This is a genomic window from Zobellella sp. An-6 (assembly GCF_052487945.1).
The window spans coordinates 959,657-980,617 of the sequence record NZ_CP199259.1 but is presented as its reverse complement, the minus strand read 5'-3'; the positions used below and the strand labels follow the sequence as shown (position 1 = coordinate 980,617).

General features: G+C 65.7%; 18 protein-coding genes. 8 read left to right on the top strand and 10 right to left on the bottom strand.

Annotated elements, in window-relative coordinates:
• Positions 1–700: 700 nt before the first annotated feature.
• The 3 genes from ACT7DK_RS04465 to aspA form a co-directional block, all read right to left on the bottom strand.
• Complete coding sequence (locus ACT7DK_RS04465) at positions 701–1,459, bottom strand: M15 family metallopeptidase (RefSeq protein WP_445396722.1); 759 nt, start codon at positions 1,457–1,459, stop codon at positions 701–703.
• A gap of 67 nt (positions 1,460–1,526) precedes the next feature.
• The gene (locus ACT7DK_RS04460; protein ID WP_445396720.1) at positions 1,527–2,552 is read right to left on the bottom strand and encodes an AbrB family transcriptional regulator; all 1,026 of its coding nucleotides are present in this window, start codon (positions 2,550–2,552) and stop codon (positions 1,527–1,529) included.
• A 324-nt stretch (positions 2,553–2,876) separates the two neighbouring features.
• Positions 2,877–4,319 carry an aspartate ammonia-lyase gene (gene aspA / locus ACT7DK_RS04455; RefSeq protein ID WP_445396718.1) on the bottom strand — a complete coding sequence of 481 codons (1,443 nt, stop codon included), beginning with the start codon at positions 4,317–4,319 and terminating at the stop codon, positions 2,877–2,879.
• 130 nt (positions 4,320–4,449) lie between these two features.
• On the opposite strand from aspA, the gene ACT7DK_RS04450 reads away from it, so the two are divergent.
• Both ACT7DK_RS04450 and ACT7DK_RS04445 read left to right on the top strand, forming a co-directional pair.
• Entirely contained in the window at positions 4,450–5,061 is a 612-nt protein-coding gene (locus tag ACT7DK_RS04450) for a Crp/Fnr family transcriptional regulator (RefSeq protein WP_445396716.1), read from the top strand.
• Positions 5,062–5,128: 67 nt separating this feature from the next.
• Positions 5,129–5,311 (top strand): YgaP family membrane protein, encoded by a 183-nt coding sequence (locus ACT7DK_RS04445; RefSeq protein WP_445396714.1) that lies wholly within the window; start codon positions 5,129–5,131, stop codon positions 5,309–5,311.
• Between the two features lie 244 nt (positions 5,312–5,555).
• On the opposite strand, the gene yfbV is transcribed toward ACT7DK_RS04445, so the two are convergent.
• Positions 5,556–5,996, bottom strand: coding sequence for a terminus macrodomain insulation protein YfbV (gene yfbV, locus ACT7DK_RS04440; protein WP_445396712.1), 441 nt, complete (start codon positions 5,994–5,996; stop codon positions 5,556–5,558).
• A gap of 281 nt (positions 5,997–6,277) precedes the next feature.
• Between yfbV and ACT7DK_RS04435 the strand changes: the two genes are divergently transcribed.
• From ACT7DK_RS04435 to ACT7DK_RS04415, 5 genes are all read left to right on the top strand, one after another.
• On the top strand, positions 6,278–7,480 hold the full coding sequence (locus tag ACT7DK_RS04435) for an acetate kinase (protein ID WP_445396710.1): 1,203 nt from the start codon (positions 6,278–6,280) through the stop codon (positions 7,478–7,480).
• 9 nt (positions 7,481–7,489) lie between these two features.
• A complete protein-coding gene (gene pta, locus ACT7DK_RS04430) occupies positions 7,490–9,655 on the top strand; it encodes a phosphate acetyltransferase (RefSeq protein WP_445396708.1) in 2,166 nt (721 codons plus the stop codon).
• Positions 9,656–9,789: 134 nt separating this feature from the next.
• Positions 9,790–10,290: a thiol peroxidase gene (tpx, locus tag ACT7DK_RS04425; RefSeq protein ID WP_445396706.1), complete on the top strand. Its 501-nt coding sequence runs from the start codon at positions 9,790–9,792 to the stop codon at positions 10,288–10,290.
• Between the two features lie 326 nt (positions 10,291–10,616).
• Positions 10,617–11,525, top strand: coding sequence for a TIGR01777 family oxidoreductase (locus ACT7DK_RS04420; protein ID WP_445396704.1), 909 nt, complete (start codon positions 10,617–10,619; stop codon positions 11,523–11,525).
• Between the two features lie 22 nt (positions 11,526–11,547).
• A complete protein-coding gene (locus ACT7DK_RS04415) occupies positions 11,548–14,184 on the top strand; it encodes a bifunctional diguanylate cyclase/phosphodiesterase (protein ID WP_445396702.1) in 2,637 nt (878 codons plus the stop codon).
• Here ACT7DK_RS04415 and ACT7DK_RS04410 read toward each other — a convergent pair.
• Positions 14,181–16,619: an ABC transporter permease gene (locus tag ACT7DK_RS04410; RefSeq protein WP_445396700.1), complete on the bottom strand. Its 2,439-nt coding sequence runs from the start codon at positions 16,617–16,619 to the stop codon at positions 14,181–14,183. The genes ACT7DK_RS04415 and ACT7DK_RS04410 overlap by 4 nt on opposite strands.
• Entirely contained in the window at positions 16,606–17,298 is a 693-nt protein-coding gene (locus ACT7DK_RS04405) for an ABC transporter ATP-binding protein (protein ID WP_445396698.1), read from the bottom strand. The genes ACT7DK_RS04410 and ACT7DK_RS04405 overlap by 14 nt, the downstream gene beginning before the upstream one ends.
• On the opposite strand from ACT7DK_RS04405, the gene ACT7DK_RS04400 reads away from it, so the two are divergent.
• On the top strand, positions 17,297–17,899 hold the full coding sequence (locus tag ACT7DK_RS04400; RefSeq protein ID WP_445396696.1) for an arylesterase: 603 nt from the start codon (positions 17,297–17,299) through the stop codon (positions 17,897–17,899). The two genes, ACT7DK_RS04405 and ACT7DK_RS04400, sit on opposite strands and share 2 nt — an antisense overlap.
• On the opposite strand, the gene ACT7DK_RS04395 is transcribed toward ACT7DK_RS04400, so the two are convergent.
• The 4 genes from ACT7DK_RS04395 to ACT7DK_RS04380 all read right to left on the bottom strand — a co-directional run bounded on the left by ACT7DK_RS04395 (position 17,896) and on the right by ACT7DK_RS04380 (position 20,942).
• Positions 17,896–18,567 (bottom strand): DNA-3-methyladenine glycosylase I, encoded by a 672-nt coding sequence (locus tag ACT7DK_RS04395; RefSeq protein ID WP_445396694.1) that lies wholly within the window; start codon positions 18,565–18,567, stop codon positions 17,896–17,898. The two genes, ACT7DK_RS04400 and ACT7DK_RS04395, sit on opposite strands and share 4 nt — an antisense overlap.
• A gap of 115 nt (positions 18,568–18,682) precedes the next feature.
• A complete protein-coding gene (locus ACT7DK_RS04390) occupies positions 18,683–19,375 on the bottom strand; it encodes an ABC transporter permease (protein ID WP_445396692.1) in 693 nt (230 codons plus the stop codon).
• A 3-nt stretch (positions 19,376–19,378) separates the two neighbouring features.
• Positions 19,379–20,119 (bottom strand): ABC transporter permease, encoded by a 741-nt coding sequence (locus ACT7DK_RS04385; RefSeq protein WP_445396690.1) that lies wholly within the window; start codon positions 20,117–20,119, stop codon positions 19,379–19,381.
• 46 nt (positions 20,120–20,165) lie between these two features.
• Entirely contained in the window at positions 20,166–20,942 is a 777-nt protein-coding gene (locus ACT7DK_RS04380) for an ABC transporter substrate-binding protein (protein WP_445396688.1), read from the bottom strand.
• Positions 20,943–20,961 lie beyond the last annotated feature (19 nt).

Genomic DNA, 20,961 nt, shown 5'->3' with positions numbered 1-20,961 from the left:
ACACTGCCGTCGCAGCACATCGTCCTGTAAAGGGGCTTTCAATTAACGATCAAACCAGGTTCGATCGATAAGTGCAGGGAAAAGTACTCTGCTATCCGGCTCAACACAAGTAGGACCACCGATTAGAATTTCTTATCGATAGCCCGCCCAACGGTTAACAACAGGGCAACAGCCTGCGGCAAGCCGGTTATCCTGCTTATACCCCAGTCCAGAGATAAAGTTCAACTTATTGTTTTTAAAGAAATAAAATGAAACACCCCCTTTACCATCCGGCTTCAAAAAAGCGTCTTCCGGTTTACATAAGGTAAAAACTGTCTTGGTTTTGCCACCGGTACAATTTTAAAATATGTAAGCAATATCACATTTTCATTTACTGAAAAGTAAGCAGTTGTAAGTGGATTTAACAAGCCATCTACCAAGTCGACCGTTTTTAATGAATAAAAATACAGCCAGAACAGTATAAAGTATCGTCAACACCGCATGCCGTCTCCCGGCTCCGCCACCGGATCCAGGTCGCAACGCATTAACAAAAATAGAGCAAAAAATCAGACTGGGCGACATGGTGCACAGGGTGCAGGTTCGCGAGGGGCAGACAGGAAATGAGGCGTGCGATACAAACGGCGCCGGGTTCGGCCCCGGCGCCGGCGGTGCGGATCGATTCGCGGGGGAGTCGGCCGACGGCGCCGGCCACCGCCCGCCTTTAACGGGGAAACACCGCCACCTGCCGCTGCCAGCGCTGTTGCAGGCTGGGCAGCAATATGGCTCCGAACAGGGCCTGTGGAGCCTGGCTGTACCAGGCCCAGGACTGGTTGCCGTAGTCGAAGTGCCACCACTCGCTGGGCAGGTTGGTGAAGCCGGCGCGGCTCATCACGCTGTGCAGCAGGCGGCGGTTCTCGATCACCTCCGCCTCCCGCGGACCGGGCCGGGCCACCGCCTCGAAGGCGGCGCTGTAAGACCAGGGACTGATGTCGTCGAACTCTGTGCCCATGTCGAGCAGCCGCCCTTCGCGGTCGCACAGGGTCACGTCGACGGAGCCGCCGGTCAGGTGCGGGCTGGGTGCGCGCGGATCGGCGCTGGGCGGCGCCACGAAATGGCGGGCCCGGGCCTGGTGTTCGGCCTCGCTGCCGGCCGGATCATGGTCGCGCATGGCCGCCAGCAGGGTGTCGAACAGGTATTGCTGTACCGCCAGCGGGCGCCAGCCGTCCAGCACCACCAGCTCGATGCCGGCCGGCAGCAGCCGGGCCGCCTGTTGCAGCCGGGTCAGCACCGCCGCACGCACATGGCACTCGGCCAGGGCGTTTGGCACCCCCAGGTGAAAATAGGCCGGGTAGACCCGGATGGGCGAGGAGACCAGGCCGAGCGGCACCAGGGGATCGCCCGCCTCTTCGATGGGCAGGGCCTGCAGCCGGCTCCAGTCCGGCTCGGGATGGGATGGGATCGGCTGGGACAGGAAATTCATAGGAACTCGCGGTGCTTTGGGGAATGCCCCAGACTGGCCAATGCCGGCCGTTTTTGCAAGCCCGCCGTCAGTCCCCCTTGTCGGGGGCGGCCGCCCGGGCCTGGTAGCGCTGCATCAGCCAGCCGCCGCCCAGGCTCAGCAGCACAATGCGCACCACATGGTGGAAGATCACCCAGGAGGGCTCCTCGCCGGTGACCAGCGCCAGGTAGATCATCGCCTCCAGCCCGCCCGGGGCATAGGCCAGCCACACCTGGAACACCGACATATCCAGTTGCCAGGCCACCAGCCCGGCCCACAGCAGGGACACCAGCGAGCTGGCCAGGCAGATCACCAGGCCGATGCCCAGCAGCCCTGCCAGCTCCCGCGCCGGCAGGGGGCGGATGCGGCAGCCCAGCAGGGCGCCGAGCAGCAGCATGGACAGGGGCAGCATCCAGCCGGCCAGCACCATGCCCTGGGGCTGCTGGGCGGCGAAGACGCCCCCCACCAGCATGCCGCCCAGCAGCGGGCTCACCGGCAGACGCAGGCGGCGCAGGCCCCGCCCCAGCAGCAGGGCGGCGGCCAGCAGCAGCAGGCTGAGCCCGTGGGACAAGGCCTGCTCGCCGGGCAGGGGCACCTGGTTGACCCAGCCCAGCCAGAGCACCAGGGTAACGCCGCTGATCAGCAGCATCACCCGCACCGTCTGCGACAGCACCACCCGCAGCGGGTTGTCGAGCTCCGACGCCAGCGCCGCCATCACCGACAGGGCCCCCGGCGAGGCCGCCAGCATGGCTTCCTCCCGGGACCAGCCGAGCCGGCGCAACAGCCCCTGCACCAGGGGCAGCTGGGTGGCCAGGCACAGCAACAGGCCGCCCAGGCTGATCAGCAGGGAAGCCCCCGCCGGCAACTCGGTGTTGACGCGCAGGCCGACGCTCAGGCCCAGCACCAGTTGCACCAGTTCCAGGCTGTGCCGGGGCACCCGGGTGGCGAGGCCGCGCATGGAGCAGAGGGCCACCAGCAGCATGGCGCCGACCAGCCAGTCGGAAGGAAAGCCGAGCCAGTGGGCGGCCGCGCCCCCCGCCCCCGCCAGCAGCAGCGTCAGAAGGATAGATCGCATCAGGGTATCCGGGCCGGCCACCTCCTGTGACCGGCCTGCTCAGGCATGGCGGCCAAAGAAGCTCCGTTTCGCAGCGGGCCGCCGGAAGAAAACAGGAAAGCAGCTTGATGACAACGTTCATCGCCTGCTTTGTCGCCAGACAGCTCCCTTTATCGCCGTTGCTCAACTGCCGTCATCTCCGCGAAGGCGGAGATCCATGACATGGTGCGCCGGACTCCCGCCTTCGCGGGAGTGGCGACAGAGAGCGACGAAGGGTCGGCCGTCTGGAAAGGCGATTATTTCTCTTTCTTGGTTAAAGCTCAACCACGGCCGGCGCCCGCCGCCTCAGGGCTCCAGGGGCCGCGCGTAGCGACGGGCGCGGTACTGGGGCCGCATCAGGTTGTCGATGGAGAGGATCTCGTCGAGCTGTTCGGGGGTGAGCAGGCCCCGCTCCAGCACCACCTCGCGCACGCTCTTGCCGGTTCTGGCGCAGATCTTGCCGACGATGTCCCCCTCGTGATGGCCGATATAGGGATTGAGGTAGGTGACGATGCCGATGGAGTTGAGCACATAGTCCCGGCACACCTCGGGGTTGGCGGTGATGCCGGTCACGCACTTGTCGCGCAGGGCCACGCAGGCCTTTTCCATCAGGCTGAGGGATTCGAACATGGCCTGGGCGATCACCGGCTCCATCACGTTCAGCTGCAGCTGGCCGCCCTCGGCGGCCAGGGTCACGGTCACGTCGTTGCCGATCACCTTGAAGGCGGCCTGGTTGACCACCTCGGGGATCACCGGATTGACCTTGGCCGGCATGATGGAGGAGCCCGCCTGCAGCTCGGGCAGGTTGATCTCGTTGAGCCCGGCGCGGGGACCGGAGGACAGCAGCCGCAGATCGTTGCAGATCTTCGACAGCTTCACCGCCAGCCGTTTGAAGGCGCCGTGCAGCATCACGTAGGCGCCGCAGTCGGAGGTAGCTTCAATCAAGTCTTCCGCCGGCACATAGGCCTGGCCGGTGATCTCCGCCAGTTTGGCGATGGCCAGGCGGGAATATTCCGGCGGGGTGTTGAGCCCGGTGCCGATGGCGGTGGCCCCCAGGTTGACCTCCAGCAGCAGCTCCCGGCACAGGCGGATGCTTTTCACTTCCTCGCGCAGGGTGACGGCGAAGGCATGGAACTCCTGACCCAGGCTCATGGGCACCGCGTCCTGCAGCTGGGTACGGCCCATTTTGAGGATGTCCGCAAATTCCACCGCCTTGGCCTCGAAGGCCCCGAGCAGCCGCTCCAGGGCCGCCAGCAGGTGCTCGCCGCTGTTGAACAGGGCCACCCGGAAGCCGGTGGGATAGGCGTCGTTGGTGGACTGGCACTTGTTGACGTGATCGTTGGGGTTGACCACGTCGTAGCGCCCCTTGGGCAGGCCCATCAGCTCCAGGGCGAGGTTGGCCAGCACCTCGTTGGTGTTCATGTTGACCGAGGTGCCCGCCCCGCCCTGGAAGACGTCGACCGGGAACTGATCGAAACACTTGCCGGTGCTCAGCATCAGATCACAGGCCTCCACGATGCGGTCGGCGATAGCCGGATCTATGGTGCCCAGTTCGCCGTTGGCCAGGGCCGCCGCCTTCTTGGTCAGCACCATGCCGCGCACCAGATCGGGAAAGTCGGCGATGGTCTGGTTGCTCAGGCGGAAGTTGTCCAGCGCCCGCAGGGTATGGATACCGTAATAATGGTGGTTTTCCACCGCCAGGGTACCCAGCAGATCTTCTTCGATACGAATGGGGATCATGTCATGCATGGTGGTCCGGCCTCGGCGTTGTCATGAATTGGCGGGCCCGGTGGCGATCCCGCACGGCGGAGCGGTGCCGCAGCTCTCGCCGGTTGATCTACCATTCAGGACACCTCTTTCCTTCATTAAGGATTAGCCTATGCTTCCCTTGCCCGCCCCGCTGGCCGACCTGCGGCCGCACTGCCATCTGCTGGAGCTGCCCGCCGGCCAGCCGTTGATGTCGCCGGGCCAGTCCTGCCAGGGGTTTATCTGGCTGCTGTCGGGGCAGATCCGCGTCAGCCTGCTCGGCCGCCAGGGCCGGGACGTGGAGCTGTACCGGCTCAACGAGGGTGACAGCTGCGTGCTCACCACTTCCTGCCTGTTCGGCAACAGCCCCTTTCCGGCCACCGCCGTCACCACCCGCCCCAGCCGGCTGTTGCTGTTGCCCGAAGCCGAGTTCAACCGGGCCCTGGAGCGATCGCCGCCCTTCCGCCGGCTGGTGTTCGCCAGCCTGGGCGAACGCCTGGCCGCCCTGATGGCCCAGATAGACAGCATCGCCTTCGATTCCCTCGACAGCCGGCTGGCCCGCGCCCTGCTGGCGCAAGGCCACGACGAACTCGCCATCACCCACGAGCAGCTGGCCCACAGCATCGGCTCCGCCCGCGAGGTGGTATCGCGCCGGCTCGGCCATTTCGCCCGCCAGGGCTGGCTGAGCCTGTCCCGCGGCCATATCCGGTTGCTCAATGCCGATGCCCTGCGGCGGCTGTTGTGACTTTGTCACTGAGCGACCGCGTCGCCGGCGCCATACTGGCGGCACCATCCCCGACGGAGAGAACGACATGGTGAAGAACATAGGCAGTGTGGACAAGGCCCTGCGCATCCTGCTCGGCCTGGTGCTGATCGCCCTGGTGCTTGTGGGGCCCCAGACACCCTGGGGCTGGCTCGGCGTCATTCCGCTGGCCACCGGACTCATCAACTTCTGCCCGCTGTACCGGCTGCTCGGCATCCATACCGGCAAATAAAGACCAAGGGGCCTGCTCAAGGCCCCTTTCAGACTGCTGACACGGCGTCGTCGCTCTCTGTAGTCGCTCTCGTGGAGGCGGGAGTCCGGTGCAATGTGTCATGGATCTCCGCCTGCGCGGAGATGACCATGGTTGAAGAGCTGCGGCAAAGGGACGCATCCGGCAAAAAAGCAGGTAACCGACGTCGTCGTCAGTCTCTCAGATCCGCCGGCGCGGTGCTGACGACGCCCGTCGCCGTCCCCTCTCACATGTCGTTGATAAAGGACTTGTCCAGCTGCTTGAAGGCCAGGTTCAGGGTTTCCCCCAGCTCGTAGTAGCGGGGCCGGGACACCGGCTCCTTGATCGGGATGCCGGCGGCGGCGATCTTCTCGTGCAGCTGCCAGTACCAGTTGACCAGGGTCGGCGGCAGCAGGGTGTCGGCCCGCTTGCCGAGCCAGTACAGCCCCTGCAGCGGCAGGCTGGCGAGAAAGAGCACCGAGGCCACCACGCTGGGCCAGTACTGGGGGGCGCCGAACTGGAACTGGAACAACAGGCTCAGGGTCACCAGCACCGGCATGGTGCGCATGCCCATGCTGGTGGCGGCGATCACCCGGTATTCGGGGAACAGGGCCGCCAGCCGCCGCTCCCTGGGCCAGATGCTCAGGTAGGCCTTGCCTCTGTGCAAGGTGGTGGTGAAGATGCCCATGATACCTCCCGGGGCTGGCCGCGCCATTTCTGTTGGTTAATTACAATTCATCAATCCAAGTCAAAAAAACGCGCTAATTTTCTGTTATTTTATGACAAAAAAAAGGTATTATCTCGCCCTAAATCGGCCCGGTCAGACCGGTGAAGTCAGGGATGGTAACGGCGTTATCTCCACTTGGGAATGCGTCTAACCTTAAGGATAGAGTTTAACCGGCATTTATTGCCCGGAAATCGCCTCCGGGCGCCAAGATTTTCGTAACCCCTGACGAAAAGGTTTCATACATGACTAGCAAGTTGGTTCTCGTTCTCAACTGCGGCAGCTCGTCGCTCAAATTCGCCATCCTCAATGCCGAAACCGGCGACGAACGGCTCTCCGGCCTGGCCGAGTGCTTCTACCTGCCGGAAGCCCGCATCAAGTGGAAGCTCAATGGCGAAAAGGGCAGTGCCGAGCTGGGTGCCGGGGCCGCCCACCAGCAGGCACTGGACTTTATCGTAACCAGCCTGCTGAACCCCAACCCCGAGCTGCTGCAGAGCCTGGTGGCCGTGGGCCACCGGGTGGTGCACGGCGGCGAGCAGTTCACCCGCTCCGTGCTGATTGACGAGACCGTGATCAAGGGCATCGAAGACTGCGCCAGCCTGGCCCCGCTGCACAACCCGGCCCACCTGGTGGGCATCGCCTCGGCACGCAAGTCCTTCCCCGCCCTGCCCCAGGTGGCGGTGTTCGACACCGCCTTCCACCAGACCATGCCCGAGCAGGCTTATCTGTATGCCATTCCCTACCGGCTGTACCGGGAGCACGGCATCCGCCGCTACGGCATGCACGGCACCAGCCACTATTTCATCGCTCAGGAAACCGCCCGCCTGCTGGACAAGCCGGTGGCCGAGCTGAACATCATCAGCTGCCACCTGGGCAACGGCGCCTCGGTCTGCGCCATCAAGAACGGCGAGTCGGTGGATACCTCCATGGGCCTGACCCCGCTCGAGGGCCTGGTGATGGGCACCCGCAGCGGCGATATCGACCCGGCCATCATCTTCCACCTGCACGACGTGCTGGGCTACAGCACCGACCGCATCAACACCCTGCTGACCAAGGAGTCCGGCCTGCTGGGCCTGACCGAGAACACCAGCGACTGCCGCTTCGCGGAAGACAACTACCACAGCCTGCCGGAAGCCAAGCGGGCCCTGGATATCTTCTGCTACCGCCTGGCCAAGTACATCGCCGGCTACAGCTGCGCCCTCGACGGCCGCCTCGACGGCATCGTCTTCACCGGCGGCATCGGCGAGAACTCCGCCCTGGTGCGGGAACTGACCCTGTCCTACCTGGGGCTGCTCGGCTTCAAACTGGACGCGGACGCCAACCTGGCCGCCCGCTTCGGCAAGGCCGGCCGCATCACCGCCGAGGGCAGCACCCCGGCCTGGGTGCTGCCGACCAACGAGGAATGGGTGATCGCCCAGGACGCCCTGGCCCTCAGCCGTCAACAGTAAGGGGATACCATGGCCAGAACCATAATGCTCATTCCCGTCAGCAGCGGCGTCGGGGCGACCTCGGTCAGCCTCGGCATGGTGCGCGCCATGGAGCGCAACGGGGTCAATATCAGCTTCTTCAAGCCGGTGTCCCAGCCGCGCTCCCGGCGCAAGGGCCAGGATCATTCCACCGCGGTGATCGCCAACGCCGCCAACCTCACGCCGCCGGAGCCCTTTGCCCTCAGCTACGCCGAGAGCATGATCTCCGCCGGCAACCTGGACGTGCTGCTGGAAGAAATCGTCGCCCGCTATGAAAAGCACGTGAAGGACAGCGGCGCCGAGGTGGTGGTGGTGGAGGGCCTGATCCCCACCGACAAGCAACCCTTCGCCAACCGCATCAACTACGACGTGGCCAAGGCGCTGGACGCGGACATGGTGTTCATCACCCAGCCCGGCAGCGACAGCAGCCAGCAACTGAAAGAGCGGCTGGAGCTGGCCTGTGCCAACTTCGGCGGCGTGCTCAACAAGCGCATCGTCGGCTGCATCATCAACAAGGTGGGCGCACCGGTCGATGAGCAGGGCAACACCCGCCCCGATCTCACCGAGATGTTCAACCCCCATGCCAAGGGCGAGGTGTCCCCCAACCTGGAAGTGCTGCAGGTGTTCGGCAAGACGCCGCTGCGCATCCTCGGCTGTATTCCCTGGAACACCCCGCTGGTGGCGCCGCGGGCGATGGACCTGGCCCGCCACCTCAACGCCGCCGTCATCAACGAGGGCGAACTCAACAGCCGCCGGCTGCAGAGCGTGACCTTCTGCGCCCGCGCCATCCACAACATGGTGGAGCACTTCCGTCCGGGCAGCCTGCTGGTGGCCTCCGGCGACCGTTCCGACGTCATCGTTTCGGTCTGCCTGGCGGCGATGAACGGGGTCAAGATCGGCGCCCTGCTGCTCACCGGCAGCTACCATCCCGAGCCGCAGATCATGGCCCTGTGCCAGCGCGCCATCGAAACCGGACTGCCGATCTTGATGGTCAACACCAACACCTGGCAGACCGCGGTCAGCCTGCAGCATTTCAACCTGGAGATACCGGTGGACGACCTGGGCCGGATCGAGCTGGTGCAGGACTACGTGGCCGGCCATATCGACAAGCACTGGATCGAATCGCTCAGCGCCAAGTCGGCCCGCAGCCGCCGCCTGAGCCCGCCCGCCTTCCGCTACCAGCTCACCGAGCTGGCCCGCCGCGCCGCCAAACGCATCGTGCTGCCGGAAGGCGAGGAGCCGCGCACCATCAAGGCCGCCGCCATCTGCGCCGAGCGGGGCATCGCCCGGCCGGTGCTGCTCGGCAACCACGACGCCATCATGCGGGTGGCCGCCCAGCAGGGCGTGGTGCTGGATGAAAAGGTGGAAATCGTGGATCCGGTGCAGGTGCGCAACAACTACGTGGAGCGCCTGGTGGAGCTGCGCAAGTCCAAGGGCATCACCGAGGTGGTGGCCCAGGAGCAGCTCGAGGACAACGTGGTGCTGGGCACCATGATGCTGGAGCGCAACGAGGTGGACGGCCTGGTGTCCGGCGCCATCCACACCACCGCCAACACCATCCGCCCGCCGCTGCAGATCATCAAGACCGCCCCCGGCAGTTCGCTGGTGTCCTCGGTGTTCTTCATGCTGCTGCCGGACCAGGTGCTGGTGTACGGCGACTGCGCCATCAACCCGGATCCCACCGCCGAGCAGCTGGCGGAGATCGCCATCCAGTCCGCCGAGTCGGCCCAGGCCTTCGGCATAGAGCCGCGGGTGGCGATGATCTCCTACTCCACCGGCACCTCCGGCACCGGCGCCGACGTGGACAAGGTGCGCGAGGCCACCCGCCTCGCCAAGGAGAAGCGCCCGGACCTGGTGATCGACGGCCCGCTGCAGTACGACGCCGCCATCATGGAGAACGTGGCCAAGTCCAAGGCCCCCAACTCGCCGGTGGCGGGCAAGGCCACGGTGTTCATCTTCCCGGATCTGAACACCGGCAACACCACCTACAAGGCGGTGCAGCGTTCGGCCGAACTGGTGTCCATCGGCCCCATGCTGCAGGGCATGCGCAAGCCGGTGAACGACCTGTCCCGGGGCGCCCTGGTCGACGACATCGTCTACACCATCGCCCTCACCGCCATCCAGGCGGCCCAGCAGGCGGCCAAGGCCCACGGCTAAACCGCTCTTCACGCCGCCCTCCCCGGGCGGCGTTTTCATTTGTCCGTCCCGGTGGCGCCGGCAAAAACAAAAACCTTTTCCTTATCGTGAAAACTGGTAACTTAGCCTTAACTTTCACAGAAGGAGATAAACCAATGTCCGCAGTGACCTTCCAGGGCAATCCCGTGGCCGTTTCCGGTCAGTTCCCCCAGGCCGGCCAGGCCGCTCCCGACTTCATCCTGACCGGTGCCGATCTCACCGACCTCCGCCTGAGCGACTTCAAGGGCCAGAAGCTGCTGCTCAACATCTTCCCCAGCATCGATACCGGCGTCTGTGCCGCCAGCGTGCGCAAGTTCAACGAGAAAGCCGCCACCCTGGCCAACACCAAGGTGCTGTGCGTGTCCATGGACCTGCCCTTCGCCGCCAGCCGCTTCTGTGCCGCCGAAGGCATCGAGAATGTACAGGTGGCCTCCGCCTTCCGTCACCCGGAGTTCCTGAAGGCCTACGGCGTGGCCCTGAGCGACGGCGCCCTGCGCGGCCTGTCCGCCCGCGCCGTGGTGTGCATCGACGAGCAGGGTCAGGTGGTGTATGGTGAGCGCGTGGCCGAGCTGACCGACGAGCCTGCCTACGAGGCGGCCATCGCGGCCCTGTCCTAATCCTGCCCGATCGGTTTTTTGTTTTAAGATCAAGAAACTAGCCTTGGCTACCGGGGTAATCTACAGACTTACTCACAGTTTATGTGGATAACCCCGGTCGCGGCCCATTCCCGCGGCCGCGATCCTGCCCGCCTCCCCGCCACCGCTCATGGGGAATATCCGTAACCCTCTGTTATCCTGAAGGTGTATTCTTCATCAGACCAGCCGTGCTCTTGATGCGCCCCTTTCGGCCGGGGCAGAAAGCCCAGCGGCGTCGGCCAGCGGCGCGCGGCGCGGCCTGATGAAGCCAGAGCACTTTCGTAGCCCAGGTACAGAGGAGTGGGATCATGAAGATACTGCTGACCGGCGGAACCGGCTTTATCGGCCATCGCCTGATGAGCCACCTGCGGGGACATCATCAGGTCACCGTATTGAGTCGCTCGCCCAACAAGGTCTATCAGCGCCTGGGGCACGATATCGAGGCCCTGGCTTCGTTGCAGGCGCTGGACAACCTCGATGCCTTCGACGCCGTGATCAACCTGGCCGGCGAGCCCATCGCCGACAAGCGCTGGAGCCCGCCCCAGAAGGAGCTCATCTGCCAGAGCCGCTGGCGCCTGACCGCCGAGCTGGTGGACAAGCTCAAGGCCGGCAGCCGGCCTCCCGGGGTGCTGATCAGCGGCTCGGCGGTGGGCTTCTACGGTCGCCAGGGCGACGCCCTGGTAGACGAAGACTCCCATCCCCATCCCGAGTTCAGCCACCAGGTGTGCGCCCGCTGGGAAGAGCTGGCCATGGCGGCGGCCAGCGAACAGACCCGGGTCTGCCTGATCCGCCTGGGGATGGTGCTGGGCGCCGAGGGCGGTGGCCTCAAGAAGATGCTGCCCAGCTACCGCCTGGGGCTGGGAGGCCCCATCGGCTCCGGCAAGCAGTATATGTCCTGGATCCATATCGAAGATGTGGTTAATCTGATCCTGTTCTTGCTCGAGCACGAGGAATGCAGCGGCGTCTTCAACGCCACCGCCCCCGAGCCGGTCACCAACGAGCAGTTCAGCCGCACCCTGGCCCAGGTATTGGGCAAACCGCACTTTGCCCGTATTCCGGCCTGGGCGATGCGGCTGCTGTTCGGCGAAATGGCGGAGCTGCTGCTGACCGGACAACGGGTGATGCCGGTAAGGCTGCAGCAGGTGGGATTCCATTTTCGTTATCCCACCCTGGACAAGGCCCTGAAGGAAACCCTGGAAGCCATGCGCAACGCCTGAGCTCCTCATCGAAGGATAAGAGATGCCCCCACCCCAGAGCCGACTGCACAGCGGCGCCAAAGTCATGATCATGCTGGTTTTTCTGCTCAGTCTGCTGATCGGCTCGAGCCTGGTATGGCAGCATTCCAGCCAGGAAGTGAAGCAGCAGAAGCTCGCCGCCATCGATATCGCCCGTTTCCATATCAACAGCCTGCAGGTGAAGCTGGAGCGCAACCTGTCCTCGGCCTACGCCCTGGCCGCCCTGGTCAAGCAGGGCGGGGGCGAGATCCGGGATTTCGATGCGGTGGCCGGGCAGTTGCTGCCCTACTACCCCCAGGTCAAGGCGCTGGCGCTGTCGCCGGGAGGCATCATCAGCCACACCTATCCGCTGGCCGGCAATGAAGGCGCCCTCGGACTCAACCAGTTGACCCACCCGGTCCAGGGGGCGGAGGCGGTGCTGGCCCGGGACTCCCGCCGCCTGACCCTGACCGGGCCGGTCGAACTGGCCCAGGGCGGCGTGGGCCTGATCGGCCGGCTGCCGGTGTTTATGGACGAGGACGGCGATTCCTTCTGGGGGTTCGTCAGCGTGGTGATACGGCTGTCGGATCTGCTGGCCAATGTCGAGCTGCAGACCCTGGAACAACGGGGCTATGCCTTCGAGTTGTGGCGCCGGCTGGCCGACGGGCAGGGCGGCACGCACCGCCAGATCATTGCCGGCTCGGCCCATCCCCTGCCCCCGGACGCCATCACCGAATCCCTGCGCCTGCCCAACGGCCACTGGCAGCTCAGCCTGGCCCAGCCCGGGGGCTGGCGCGATACCCAGGGCCTGGCCCAGCAGCTGCTGGGCGCCCTGGTCTTCAGCCTGATGCTGGCCTTTCTGGTGTACCTGCTGGCGCAAACCCGCTGGCAGGCCCGCCGCCTGGAGCTGGAAGTCCGGAGCCGGACCCGGGAAATCACCGAGGCCAGGAACCAGCTCGAGGAGGCCCTGGCCCGTCAGAAATCGCTGATCACCGCCTCCAATACCGGTGCCTGGGAATACGACGGCGACAGCGATGAACTGCACTGCAGCGAAGAGTATTTCTCCATGCTGGGCCTCGACAAGCTCGACTACGAGCGGCGCCACGGCCAGCGGCTGGCCACGAGCTGGCGCGAGCTGCTGCATCCGGACGACCGGGAACGCGCCCAGCGGGCCTTCGACGACTATCTGCGCCGGGCGGACGATGCCCTGTATCAGAACCAGTTCCGCATGCGCCATGCCAATGGCGACTGGGTGTGGATACTGTCCCGGGGCAGGACGTTGCGGGATCCCCGGGGCGAGCCGGGCCCCCTCACGGTGGGGACCCATATCGACATCACCGAGCAAATCAGGGACAAGGAGCAGATCCACTTTCTCGCTCACTTCGATCCCCTCACCGGCCTGCCCAACCGCAGCCTGCTGGTAGAACGAACCCGCCAGGCGATCCAGCTGGCCCGCCGGAAGCAGGCGGCCATGGCGCTGCTGTTCCTGGATCTGGACAGGTTCAAGAGCATCAACGACTCCCTGGGGCACAAGGTCGGGGATAAATTGCTGATCCGGGTGGCGGAGCGGCTCAAGCAGTTTTGCCGGGAAGAGGACACCATCTCCCGCTTCGGCGGTGACGAGTTCATCCTGGTGTTGCCGATGACCGACGCCGAGGGCGCCGCCCACTTCGCCCAGCGGCTGCTGAGCGTGATGGCCGAGCCCTATGTGATCAGGAAACATGACATCCGCTTGTCGGTCTCGCTCGGCATCGCCCTCTACCCCGACGACGGCCAGAGCTTCAACGACCTCTACCACCATGCCGACATCGCCATGTACCAGGCCAAGGAGGCGGGACGCAACGGCTACCGTTTCTTCACCGCCGAGATGCAGAGCCGCTACAGCCGCATGCTGTTGCTGGAAAACGGCCTGCGCCAGGCCATGGAGCGGCAGCAGCTGCGGCTGGTATACCAGCCCCAGTTCAGCCTGGACGAGGGCCGCCTGATCGGCTTCGAGGCCCTGCTGCGCTGGCAGCATCCCGAGCTGGGCACGGTGTCGCCGGCGGAGTTTATCCCCATCGCGGAGAAAAACGGCTTTATCGTGCCCCTGGGCGACTGGGTGCTGGCCACGGCCCTGCAGCAACAGGCGCGCTGGCAGCGGCAGGGACTGCCGCCGGTGATCATGGGCGTGAATGTATCCGCGGTGCAGTTCCGCCATCCCGGCCTGTGCGAACGGCTGCGCGCGCAGCTGGCGGCGGTGCCGGCGGAGCTGCTGGAGCTGGAGCTGACCGAAAGCGTGATGATGGACAACCCGCAACGGGCGGTAGCGGTGATGGAGCAGCTGAACCTGCTGGGCGTTCATCTGGCACTGGATGACTTCGGCACCGGCTATTCGTCGCTCAGCTACCTCAAGCGCCTCCGGCTGACCCGGCTGAAGATCGACCAGAGCTTCGTCCGGGATCTGCTGGAGGATGAGGAGAGCCGGACCATTATCGGTGCCATCATCAGCCTGGCCCGCAACCTGGGGCTGCAGACCATCGCCGAAGGGGTGGAAAACCGGGAGCAACTCGAGCTGCTGCGGCTGATGGGCTGCGACCAGGCCCAGGGCTACCACCTGGGCCAGCCCATGGAGGTCGAGCGAGCCACCGCCCTGCTAAGTTCGGTGGCGCTGGATATCGCCTAACCCAGCCCCTGGGCCAACTGGCGCAGGCGCTCGCCCAGGGGGCCGCGCAGTATGCCGCCGGCACGGCCGGTGAGCAGCAGCAGGGCCGCCCCCAGCAGCGGCAGGCCGAACCAGATGCGGGGGTGGGGCTGCCAGGGCAGGTCCAGCCACCAGGGCAAGAGCACCGCCACGCACAGTTCCACCGCCAGCGCCGCCGCCAGCCCGGCCGCCAGGCCCGCCGCCAGCCACTCCCAGCGCAGCGAGGCCATGATCAGCCGCTGGCCGGCGCCCAGGGTGCGCAGCAGCACCAGCTCCCGCCGGCGGCTTTCGAGGGTGGCTTCAACCTGGGCCAGCAACACCAGCAGGCTGGCGCCGGTCACCAGCGCCATGATCACCAGCAACGCCTGGCTGACCTGGGCCAGCACCTGGCGCAGCCGATCGAGCAGTGCTTCCACGTCGAACACCGTGATGGTGGGGAAGGCACGGATCAGCTCCACCTCCAGGGCCCGCTGCGCCGGCGGCAGGTAGAAGCTCGCCAGCCAGGTGGCCGGGTAGTCCGCCAGCACGTCGGGGCTGAAGATAAGATAAAAGTTGGGCTTCATGCTGTCCCAGTCCACCTCGCGGATATTGCGGACCTCGGCCGAGACCCGCTGGCCGGCCAGATCCAGGGTCAGCCGGTCGCCAATCGACAACGCCAGCCGCTCGGCCAGACCCGACTCCACCGAAACCCCGCCGGGGGCGACCGACCACCGGCCGCGCAGGATGCGGTTGCCCTCGGGCAATTGCTCGTCGAAGGTCAGGTTGAGCTCCCGCCCCAGGCCGCCGCCGCGCTCGCTGTCCACATCCGGTGCCGCCGGGGCGCCGTTGACCTCGGTCAGGCGGCCGCGCACTATCGGATAGAAGCGGGAGCTGTCCAGCCCGGCCTGGAGCAGCCGCGCCCGGATCGGCTCCCGCTCCTCGGTGGCGATATTGATCAGGAAGCGGTTGGGGGTGTCCGGCGGCAGCCGGGCCAGAAAGCCGTCCACCAGCTCACCGCGCACCACCCACAGCAGGGTGCCGAGGAACAGCGCCAGGGCCACGCCGCCGAACTGCACCAGGGTCGCCAGCCGCGCCCGTTGCAGCCGGCTGAGCGCCAGCCGGAAGGCGATGCCGCCGCCGCTGCGGCGGGCCAGGGCCAGCAACAGCCAGCACAGGCCGCCGAGCAGCCCCCCCAGGGCCAGCAGCCCCAGCAGCAACCCCACCGCCAGGCCCGGACTGCCGGCGAACAGCCAGCTCAGGCCGAAGGTACCCGCCAGCAGTATGCCGGCGCTCCACCAGGGGGAGATGCGGGCCTCGGCCTCGTTGCGCAGCACCCGCAGGGGCGGCACCCGCAACAGCCGCAGCAGGGGCACCACCGACAGCATCAGGGTGGTGAGCAGCGCCAGCCCCGCCGCCACCACGAAGGGCATGAGGGAGGGCGGTGGCAGCGGGATGTCGAGCACCTCCCCCAGGCTCAGCAGGATCAGTTTGTGCAGGCCGTAGCCCGCCAGGGCGCCCAGGCCGGCCCCCAGCAGCAACAGGCCGGTCAGCAGCCGGCCGAGCCAGGACAGCAGTTGCCGGCGCCCGGCGCCCAGGGTCTTGAGCAGGGCGATGCGGTCCTGCTCCCGGCGGGAAAAATAGCCGAGGGCGATGGCCATGGCCAGGATGCCGAGCAGCACCCCGGTGAGCGAGGCCAGCCGGAAGAACTGCTCGGCCCGGCTGATGGAGCGGGCCACCGGGGTGTCGGCGTCGTCCGGGCCGCGCCAGCGCTGCCCCTGCTGCAGTTGCGGCCGCAGCCAGTCGGCATAGGCCTGCAGCCCGGCTTCATCGCCCCGGAACAGGTAGCGATAACGGGCCCGGCTGCCCTCCATGAAGATGCCGGTGGCGGCCACGTCATCCAGGTGGATCAGCGCGCGCGGCGCCAGCAGGAAGGGCGAGAAGCCCTCGTCCGGCTCCTTCACCAGCTCTCCCGCCACCTCGAGCTCGATATTGCCGAGCTCCACCCGGTCGCCTCGCTGCAGCCCGAGCAGCGCCAGCAGCCGGGCAGACAGCCAGATGGTGCCCGGCCGCACCCGGCCGGCCGGGTTCAGCTCGAGCTCGCCGTAGAAGGGAAAGGCGTCGTCCACCGCCCGGACACTGGCCAGCTGCAGCTCGTCGTTGGCGAACAGCACGCTCTGGAACGAGCGGGTACGGGACACGGACAGTCCCCGCCGGCCGGCCTCCGTCAGCCAGTCTTCCCGGGCCGGCCGGCTGCCGGTGAGGATGCGGTCGGCGGCGATGTAGTCCCGTCCCGACACCTTGAGCGCGTTGTTGAGGCGGTCCGCCACCAGGGTCACGCTGAGGATGCTGGCCACGCACAGGGCCAGGGCCAGCACGAACAGCCGGAGCGGTCCCCGCCCGGCCTCGCGCCAGATCAGGCGCCAGCTAAGACTCGGCATGCTGCTCCTCCAGGTGACCGGCGGTCATCAGCAGGCGACGCTGGCAGCGGCCGGCCAGGGCCTCGTCGTGGGTGACGATCACCAGGGTGGTGCCGTGCTCCCGGTTCAGGCGGAACAGCAGCTCGATGATCTGGGCACCGGTATGGTGATCCAGGTTGCCGGTGGGCTCGTCCGCCAGCAGTATGTCCGGCTCGGTCATAAAGGCGCGGGCGATGGCCACCCGCTGCTGCTCGCCGCCGGACAACTGGCTGGGAAAGTGGCGCACCCGCTCGGCCAGCCCGACCTGTGCCAGCAGGTGCAGCGCCCGCTCCCGGCACTGGCGGCTGCCCTGCAACTCGGCGGGCAGCATGACGTTTTCCAGGGCGGTGAGGGTGGGCAGCAGCAGGAAGGACTGGAACACGAAACCGATATGGCGGGCCCGCAGCCGGGCCCGCTGCTCTTCGTCCAGGGCGGCCAGGGATTGGCCGCGGATCTCGATGTCGCCCTCGCTGGCGATGTCCAGGCCGGCCAGCAACCCGAGCAGGGTGGACTTGCCGGAGCCGGACGCCCCCACCAGGGCCACACTTTGTCCGGGCTTGACTTCCAGCCCTATCCCCTGAAGGATGGTCAGTGATGCATCGCCCAGGCCGACCCTGTGGGTCAGGCCGGCCACCCTGATGATCGGAGAAGAAGTTGTCATGCCACGTATCCTTTTGACGATACTGCTGTTGGTGTCATCCGCCGCCCATGCTAACACCGTTCTGATCCTCGGCGACAGCCTCAGCGCCGGTTACCGGATGAGCATCGACCAGGCTTGGCCCCGGCTGCTGGCCGAGCAGTGGCGGCAGGAGGGGCGCCGGGTGGAAGTGGTGAACGCCAGCGTCAGCGGCGATACCACCCAGGGCGGCCTGCAACGACTGCCGCCCCTGCTGGAGCGCCACCAGCCGAGCCTGGTGGTGCTGGAGCTGGGTGGCAACGACGGTTTGCGCGGACTGCCGCCGCCGCTGATCGAGCGCAACCTCGACACCATGATAGCGCTCGCCGACCGGGCCGGTGCCCGGGTGGTGCTGACCGAGATCCGCCTGCCGCCCAACTACGGCCGCCGCTACCTGGAGCAGTTCGAGGGCATCTTCGGCAAGCTGGCCGAACGGCACGAGCTGCCGCTGCTGCCCTTCTTCGTGTCCCCGCTGCTCGGCGAGAACGGCATGATGATGGACGACGGCATCCATCCCACCGCCGAGGCCCAGCCGCGGATCGCCCGCCAGGTGCATGCCTTCCTGACCCCCTATCTGGAGCCCTAGCCGAGGGAGCAGGCCAGGGTCTTGCTGATCTCGCTGAAGCTGAGCCCGCTCTGCCGGCGCCACTCGTTGAAGGCCGCCTGGGCCTGCTGCCTGCCCTTGCGGCTGCCTAACCCGGCATCGACCACCCGGTGGTTGACCAGGTAGGCGGTGACGTCGGGGGTGAAGATAAAGGTGTCCACCCCCAGCCGGCGCAGGCCGTAGGCGGCGATATTGCCCCCCAGCAACCGGCCGTGGTCCTGGATCGCCTGCCAGAGCCCGACCCGATCCGACGCCGGCCAGTTGGCCACGAAGGCACCGAAACCGCCGTGAGGCTTCCCCAGCTCCAGCACCATGCGGGCGTTGACCGGCACGGCGGCGATTTTCTTCGCATGGCGCACTATGGTGGCGTCGTTGTTGAGCCGCTCCAGGTGATGCTCGTCGAGCAGCAGCATCTTCTCCGGCGCGAAGCCGAAGAAGGCCCGCTCGAAGTCGGGCCATTTCTGGCGGATCACTTCCCAGACGAAGCCGGACTGGAACAGGCTCATGGTGAAGGAGGACAGCCAGCGATCATCGGGGATGGCCGCCAGCTGCTGCGGGGTACAAAGGGGCGTCATGATGCGCTGCCGGAGTGCGGCCTCGCCGCCATGACGGGTGCAGGCACGCCGGTAGATGAGTTCGAAGTGTTCCATAATTCGGCCTCGTTTGAGTTTTCCTCACTGTGCATGGGGAAGCGCCAAAAGGCCAGGACAATCACCACCGCCCGGGGATTGAAGCCGACCGGCTCCAACCCCGGGGATCACGGCATCATGCCGTTCTCGGCTTCAGGTGGCGGAACCAGCGGTTTTCCAGTTTGCGGAAGCCCCATACCAGCAGGAAGGTCAGGCACATATAGACCAGACCGGCCGCCAGGAAGGCCTCGAACGGCGAGTAGTAACGAGAGTTGACGATACGCGCCGCGCCGGTCAGATCCACTATGGTGATCACCCCCGCCACCGCCGAGCCGTGCAGCATGAAAATCACCTCGTTGCTGTAGGCCGGCAGGGCACGGCGGAAGGAATTGGGCAGTATGATCCGCCGCAGCGTGGTCATCCGGCTCATGCCATAGGCATAGGCCGCCTCGATTTGTCCCTTGGGCATGGCGTTGATGGCACCGCGGATGATCTCGGCGGTATAGGCGCCGGTATTGAGGGTGAAGGCCAGGATGGCGCAGAACCAGGCCTGGCTGAACAGCTCCCAGGCCGGCGACTGCCGCAGCCAGTCCCACTGTCCCGCCCCGTAGTAGATCAGGAACAGCTGCACCAGCAGGGGCGTACCGCGGAAGAAGTAGATATAGGCCCAGGCCGGCCCCTTCAGCAGCCAGTTGTTGCTGTTGCGGCAGATACCGGTGGGCACCGCGATCACAAATCCCAGCAACAGGGACAGCGCCACCAGGAACAGGGTGGTGTAAAGCCCCTGCCAGTAGACGTCCCATTCATTCACGACAATTGAAAAGTCCATGGATTACCTCGTCTGAATGGCGTAGTGGCGCTCGGCCCACCTGAGCATGGAGGTGGACACCGCGGTGAACAGCAGGAAGATCAGTGCCACCGCCATGTAGAAGGTAAAGGGCAACTGGGTCGCCCCCGCCGCCAGGGAGGCCTTGCGCACCATGTCGTCGAGGCCGATGATGGACACCAGCGCCGTGGTCTTGAGCAGCACCAGCCAGTTGTTGCCCAGCCCCGGCAGGGCATGGCGCATCATCTGCGGAAACAGGATGCGGCGGAACACCAGGGTCGGCTTCATGCCGTAGGCGCGGGCCGCTTCCAGCTCGCCCTTGTCCACCGCCAGTATGGCGCCGCGGAAGGTCTCGGTCATGTAGGCGCCGAAGATGAAGCCGATGGTGATGATGCCCGCCATGAAGGGGCTGATCTCCACATAGTCGGGCAGATAGCTGACCCACTGGTGATCGGGATCGCCTCCCCCTATCCAGTCGTTCAGCTTCTGGTTGAACGAATACAGGGAATTGTTGAGCAGCACCTGGCCGCCGAAGAAGATCAGCATCATCAGCACCAGATCCGGAATGCCCCGGATCACGGTGGTATAGCCGGTGGCGAGCCAGCGGGCAGGCTTGAATGAAGAGAGTTTGGCCAGCGCCCCCAGCAATCCCAGGGTCACCGCCAGCAATAAAGACAACAGGGCCACCTCTATGGTCACCCAGGCCCCTTCCAGCAGGGAGCTTTCGTATCCTTTCAGATCCAGCATAACGACTTCCTATCATACCGGCCCCAGCGGGGCCGGTAACCGCTGCTTAACCGCCGTATACGTCGTATTCGAAGTACTTGCTGTTGATTTCCTGGTACTTACCGTTTTCACGCAATTCCAGGATCGCCTTGTTCAGCATTTCCTTCAGCTTCTGATCCTGCTTGCGCACGGCGATGCCGAAGCCTTCGCCGAACCACTGCGCGTCGGTCACCGAGGGGCCGACGAACTCGAAGGCATCGCCGCCTTCCTTGTTGAGCAGGCCTTCCTCGATGGCGGTGGCATCCAGGAACACATAGTCGATGCGGCCGGCCTTCAGATCCAGGTAGGCCTCATCGGCGGTGCCATAGCGCACCAGGGCGACGTCCTGGCCGAAGTTGTCGGTCAGGTACTTGTCGTGGGTGGTGGCGATCTGCACACCGACACGCTTGCCGGCCAGGCCTTCCTTGCTCAGCTCCAGCTCGGTGCCTTTCTTGGCGGCGAACTTGTTGGGCACCAGGGCGTATTTGCCGGTGAAGTCGACGGTGCGCTTGCGCTCTTCGGTAATGGACATGGCGGCGATGATGGCGTCGTACTTGCGCGCCAGCAGGGCGGGGATGATGCCGTCCCAGTCCTGGGCCACCAGCTGGCACTGCACCTGCATCTGCTCGCACAGGGCATTGGCCATGTCTACGTCGAAGCCCTGCAGCTGGCCGCTTTCATCGGTCCAGGAAAAGGGAGGGTAGGCGCCTTCGATGCCGAAGCGTACGGTTTTCCAATCCTGGGCCTGAACGGCGCCAGCAGCCAGTGCGGCCATCATGGCGCCTGCAACCAACAGTTTCTTCATAAGCCTTACTCCTTGTGTA

Bases quoted from the DNA above. Each gene is read 5' to 3' on its own strand.
- ACT7DK_RS04465 (WP_445396722.1), bottom strand. From the start codon at position 1,459: ATGAATTTCCTGTCCCAGCCGATCCCATCCCATCCCGAGCCGGACTGG.
- ACT7DK_RS04460 (WP_445396720.1), bottom strand. From the start codon at position 2,552: ATGCGATCTATCCTTCTGACGCTGCTGCTGGCGGGGGCGGGGGGCGCG.
- aspA (WP_445396718.1), bottom strand. From the start codon at position 4,319: ATGCATGACATGATCCCCATTCGTATCGAAGAAGATCTGCTGGGTACC.
- ACT7DK_RS04450 (WP_445396716.1), top strand. From the start codon at position 4,450: ATGCTTCCCTTGCCCGCCCCGCTGGCCGACCTGCGGCCGCACTGCCAT.
- ACT7DK_RS04445 (WP_445396714.1), top strand. From the start codon at position 5,129: ATGGTGAAGAACATAGGCAGTGTGGACAAGGCCCTGCGCATCCTGCTC.
- yfbV (WP_445396712.1), bottom strand. From the start codon at position 5,996: ATGGGCATCTTCACCACCACCTTGCACAGAGGCAAGGCCTACCTGAGC.
- ACT7DK_RS04435 (WP_445396710.1), top strand. From the start codon at position 6,278: ATGACTAGCAAGTTGGTTCTCGTTCTCAACTGCGGCAGCTCGTCGCTC.
- pta (WP_445396708.1), top strand. From the start codon at position 7,490: ATGGCCAGAACCATAATGCTCATTCCCGTCAGCAGCGGCGTCGGGGCG.
- tpx (WP_445396706.1), top strand. From the start codon at position 9,790: ATGTCCGCAGTGACCTTCCAGGGCAATCCCGTGGCCGTTTCCGGTCAG.
- ACT7DK_RS04420 (WP_445396704.1), top strand. From the start codon at position 10,617: ATGAAGATACTGCTGACCGGCGGAACCGGCTTTATCGGCCATCGCCTG.
- ACT7DK_RS04415 (WP_445396702.1), top strand. From the start codon at position 11,548: ATGCCCCCACCCCAGAGCCGACTGCACAGCGGCGCCAAAGTCATGATC.
- ACT7DK_RS04410 (WP_445396700.1), bottom strand. From the start codon at position 16,619: ATGCCGAGTCTTAGCTGGCGCCTGATCTGGCGCGAGGCCGGGCGGGGA.
- ACT7DK_RS04400 (WP_445396696.1), top strand. From the start codon at position 17,297: ATGCCACGTATCCTTTTGACGATACTGCTGTTGGTGTCATCCGCCGCC.
- ACT7DK_RS04405 (WP_445396698.1), bottom strand. From the start codon at position 17,298: ATGACAACTTCTTCTCCGATCATCAGGGTGGCCGGCCTGACCCACAGG.
- ACT7DK_RS04395 (WP_445396694.1), bottom strand. From the start codon at position 18,567: ATGGAACACTTCGAACTCATCTACCGGCGTGCCTGCACCCGTCATGGC.
- ACT7DK_RS04390 (WP_445396692.1), bottom strand. From the start codon at position 19,375: ATGGACTTTTCAATTGTCGTGAATGAATGGGACGTCTACTGGCAGGGG.
- ACT7DK_RS04385 (WP_445396690.1), bottom strand. From the start codon at position 20,119: ATGCTGGATCTGAAAGGATACGAAAGCTCCCTGCTGGAAGGGGCCTGG.
- ACT7DK_RS04380 (WP_445396688.1), bottom strand. From the start codon at position 20,942: ATGAAGAAACTGTTGGTTGCAGGCGCCATGATGGCCGCACTGGCTGCT.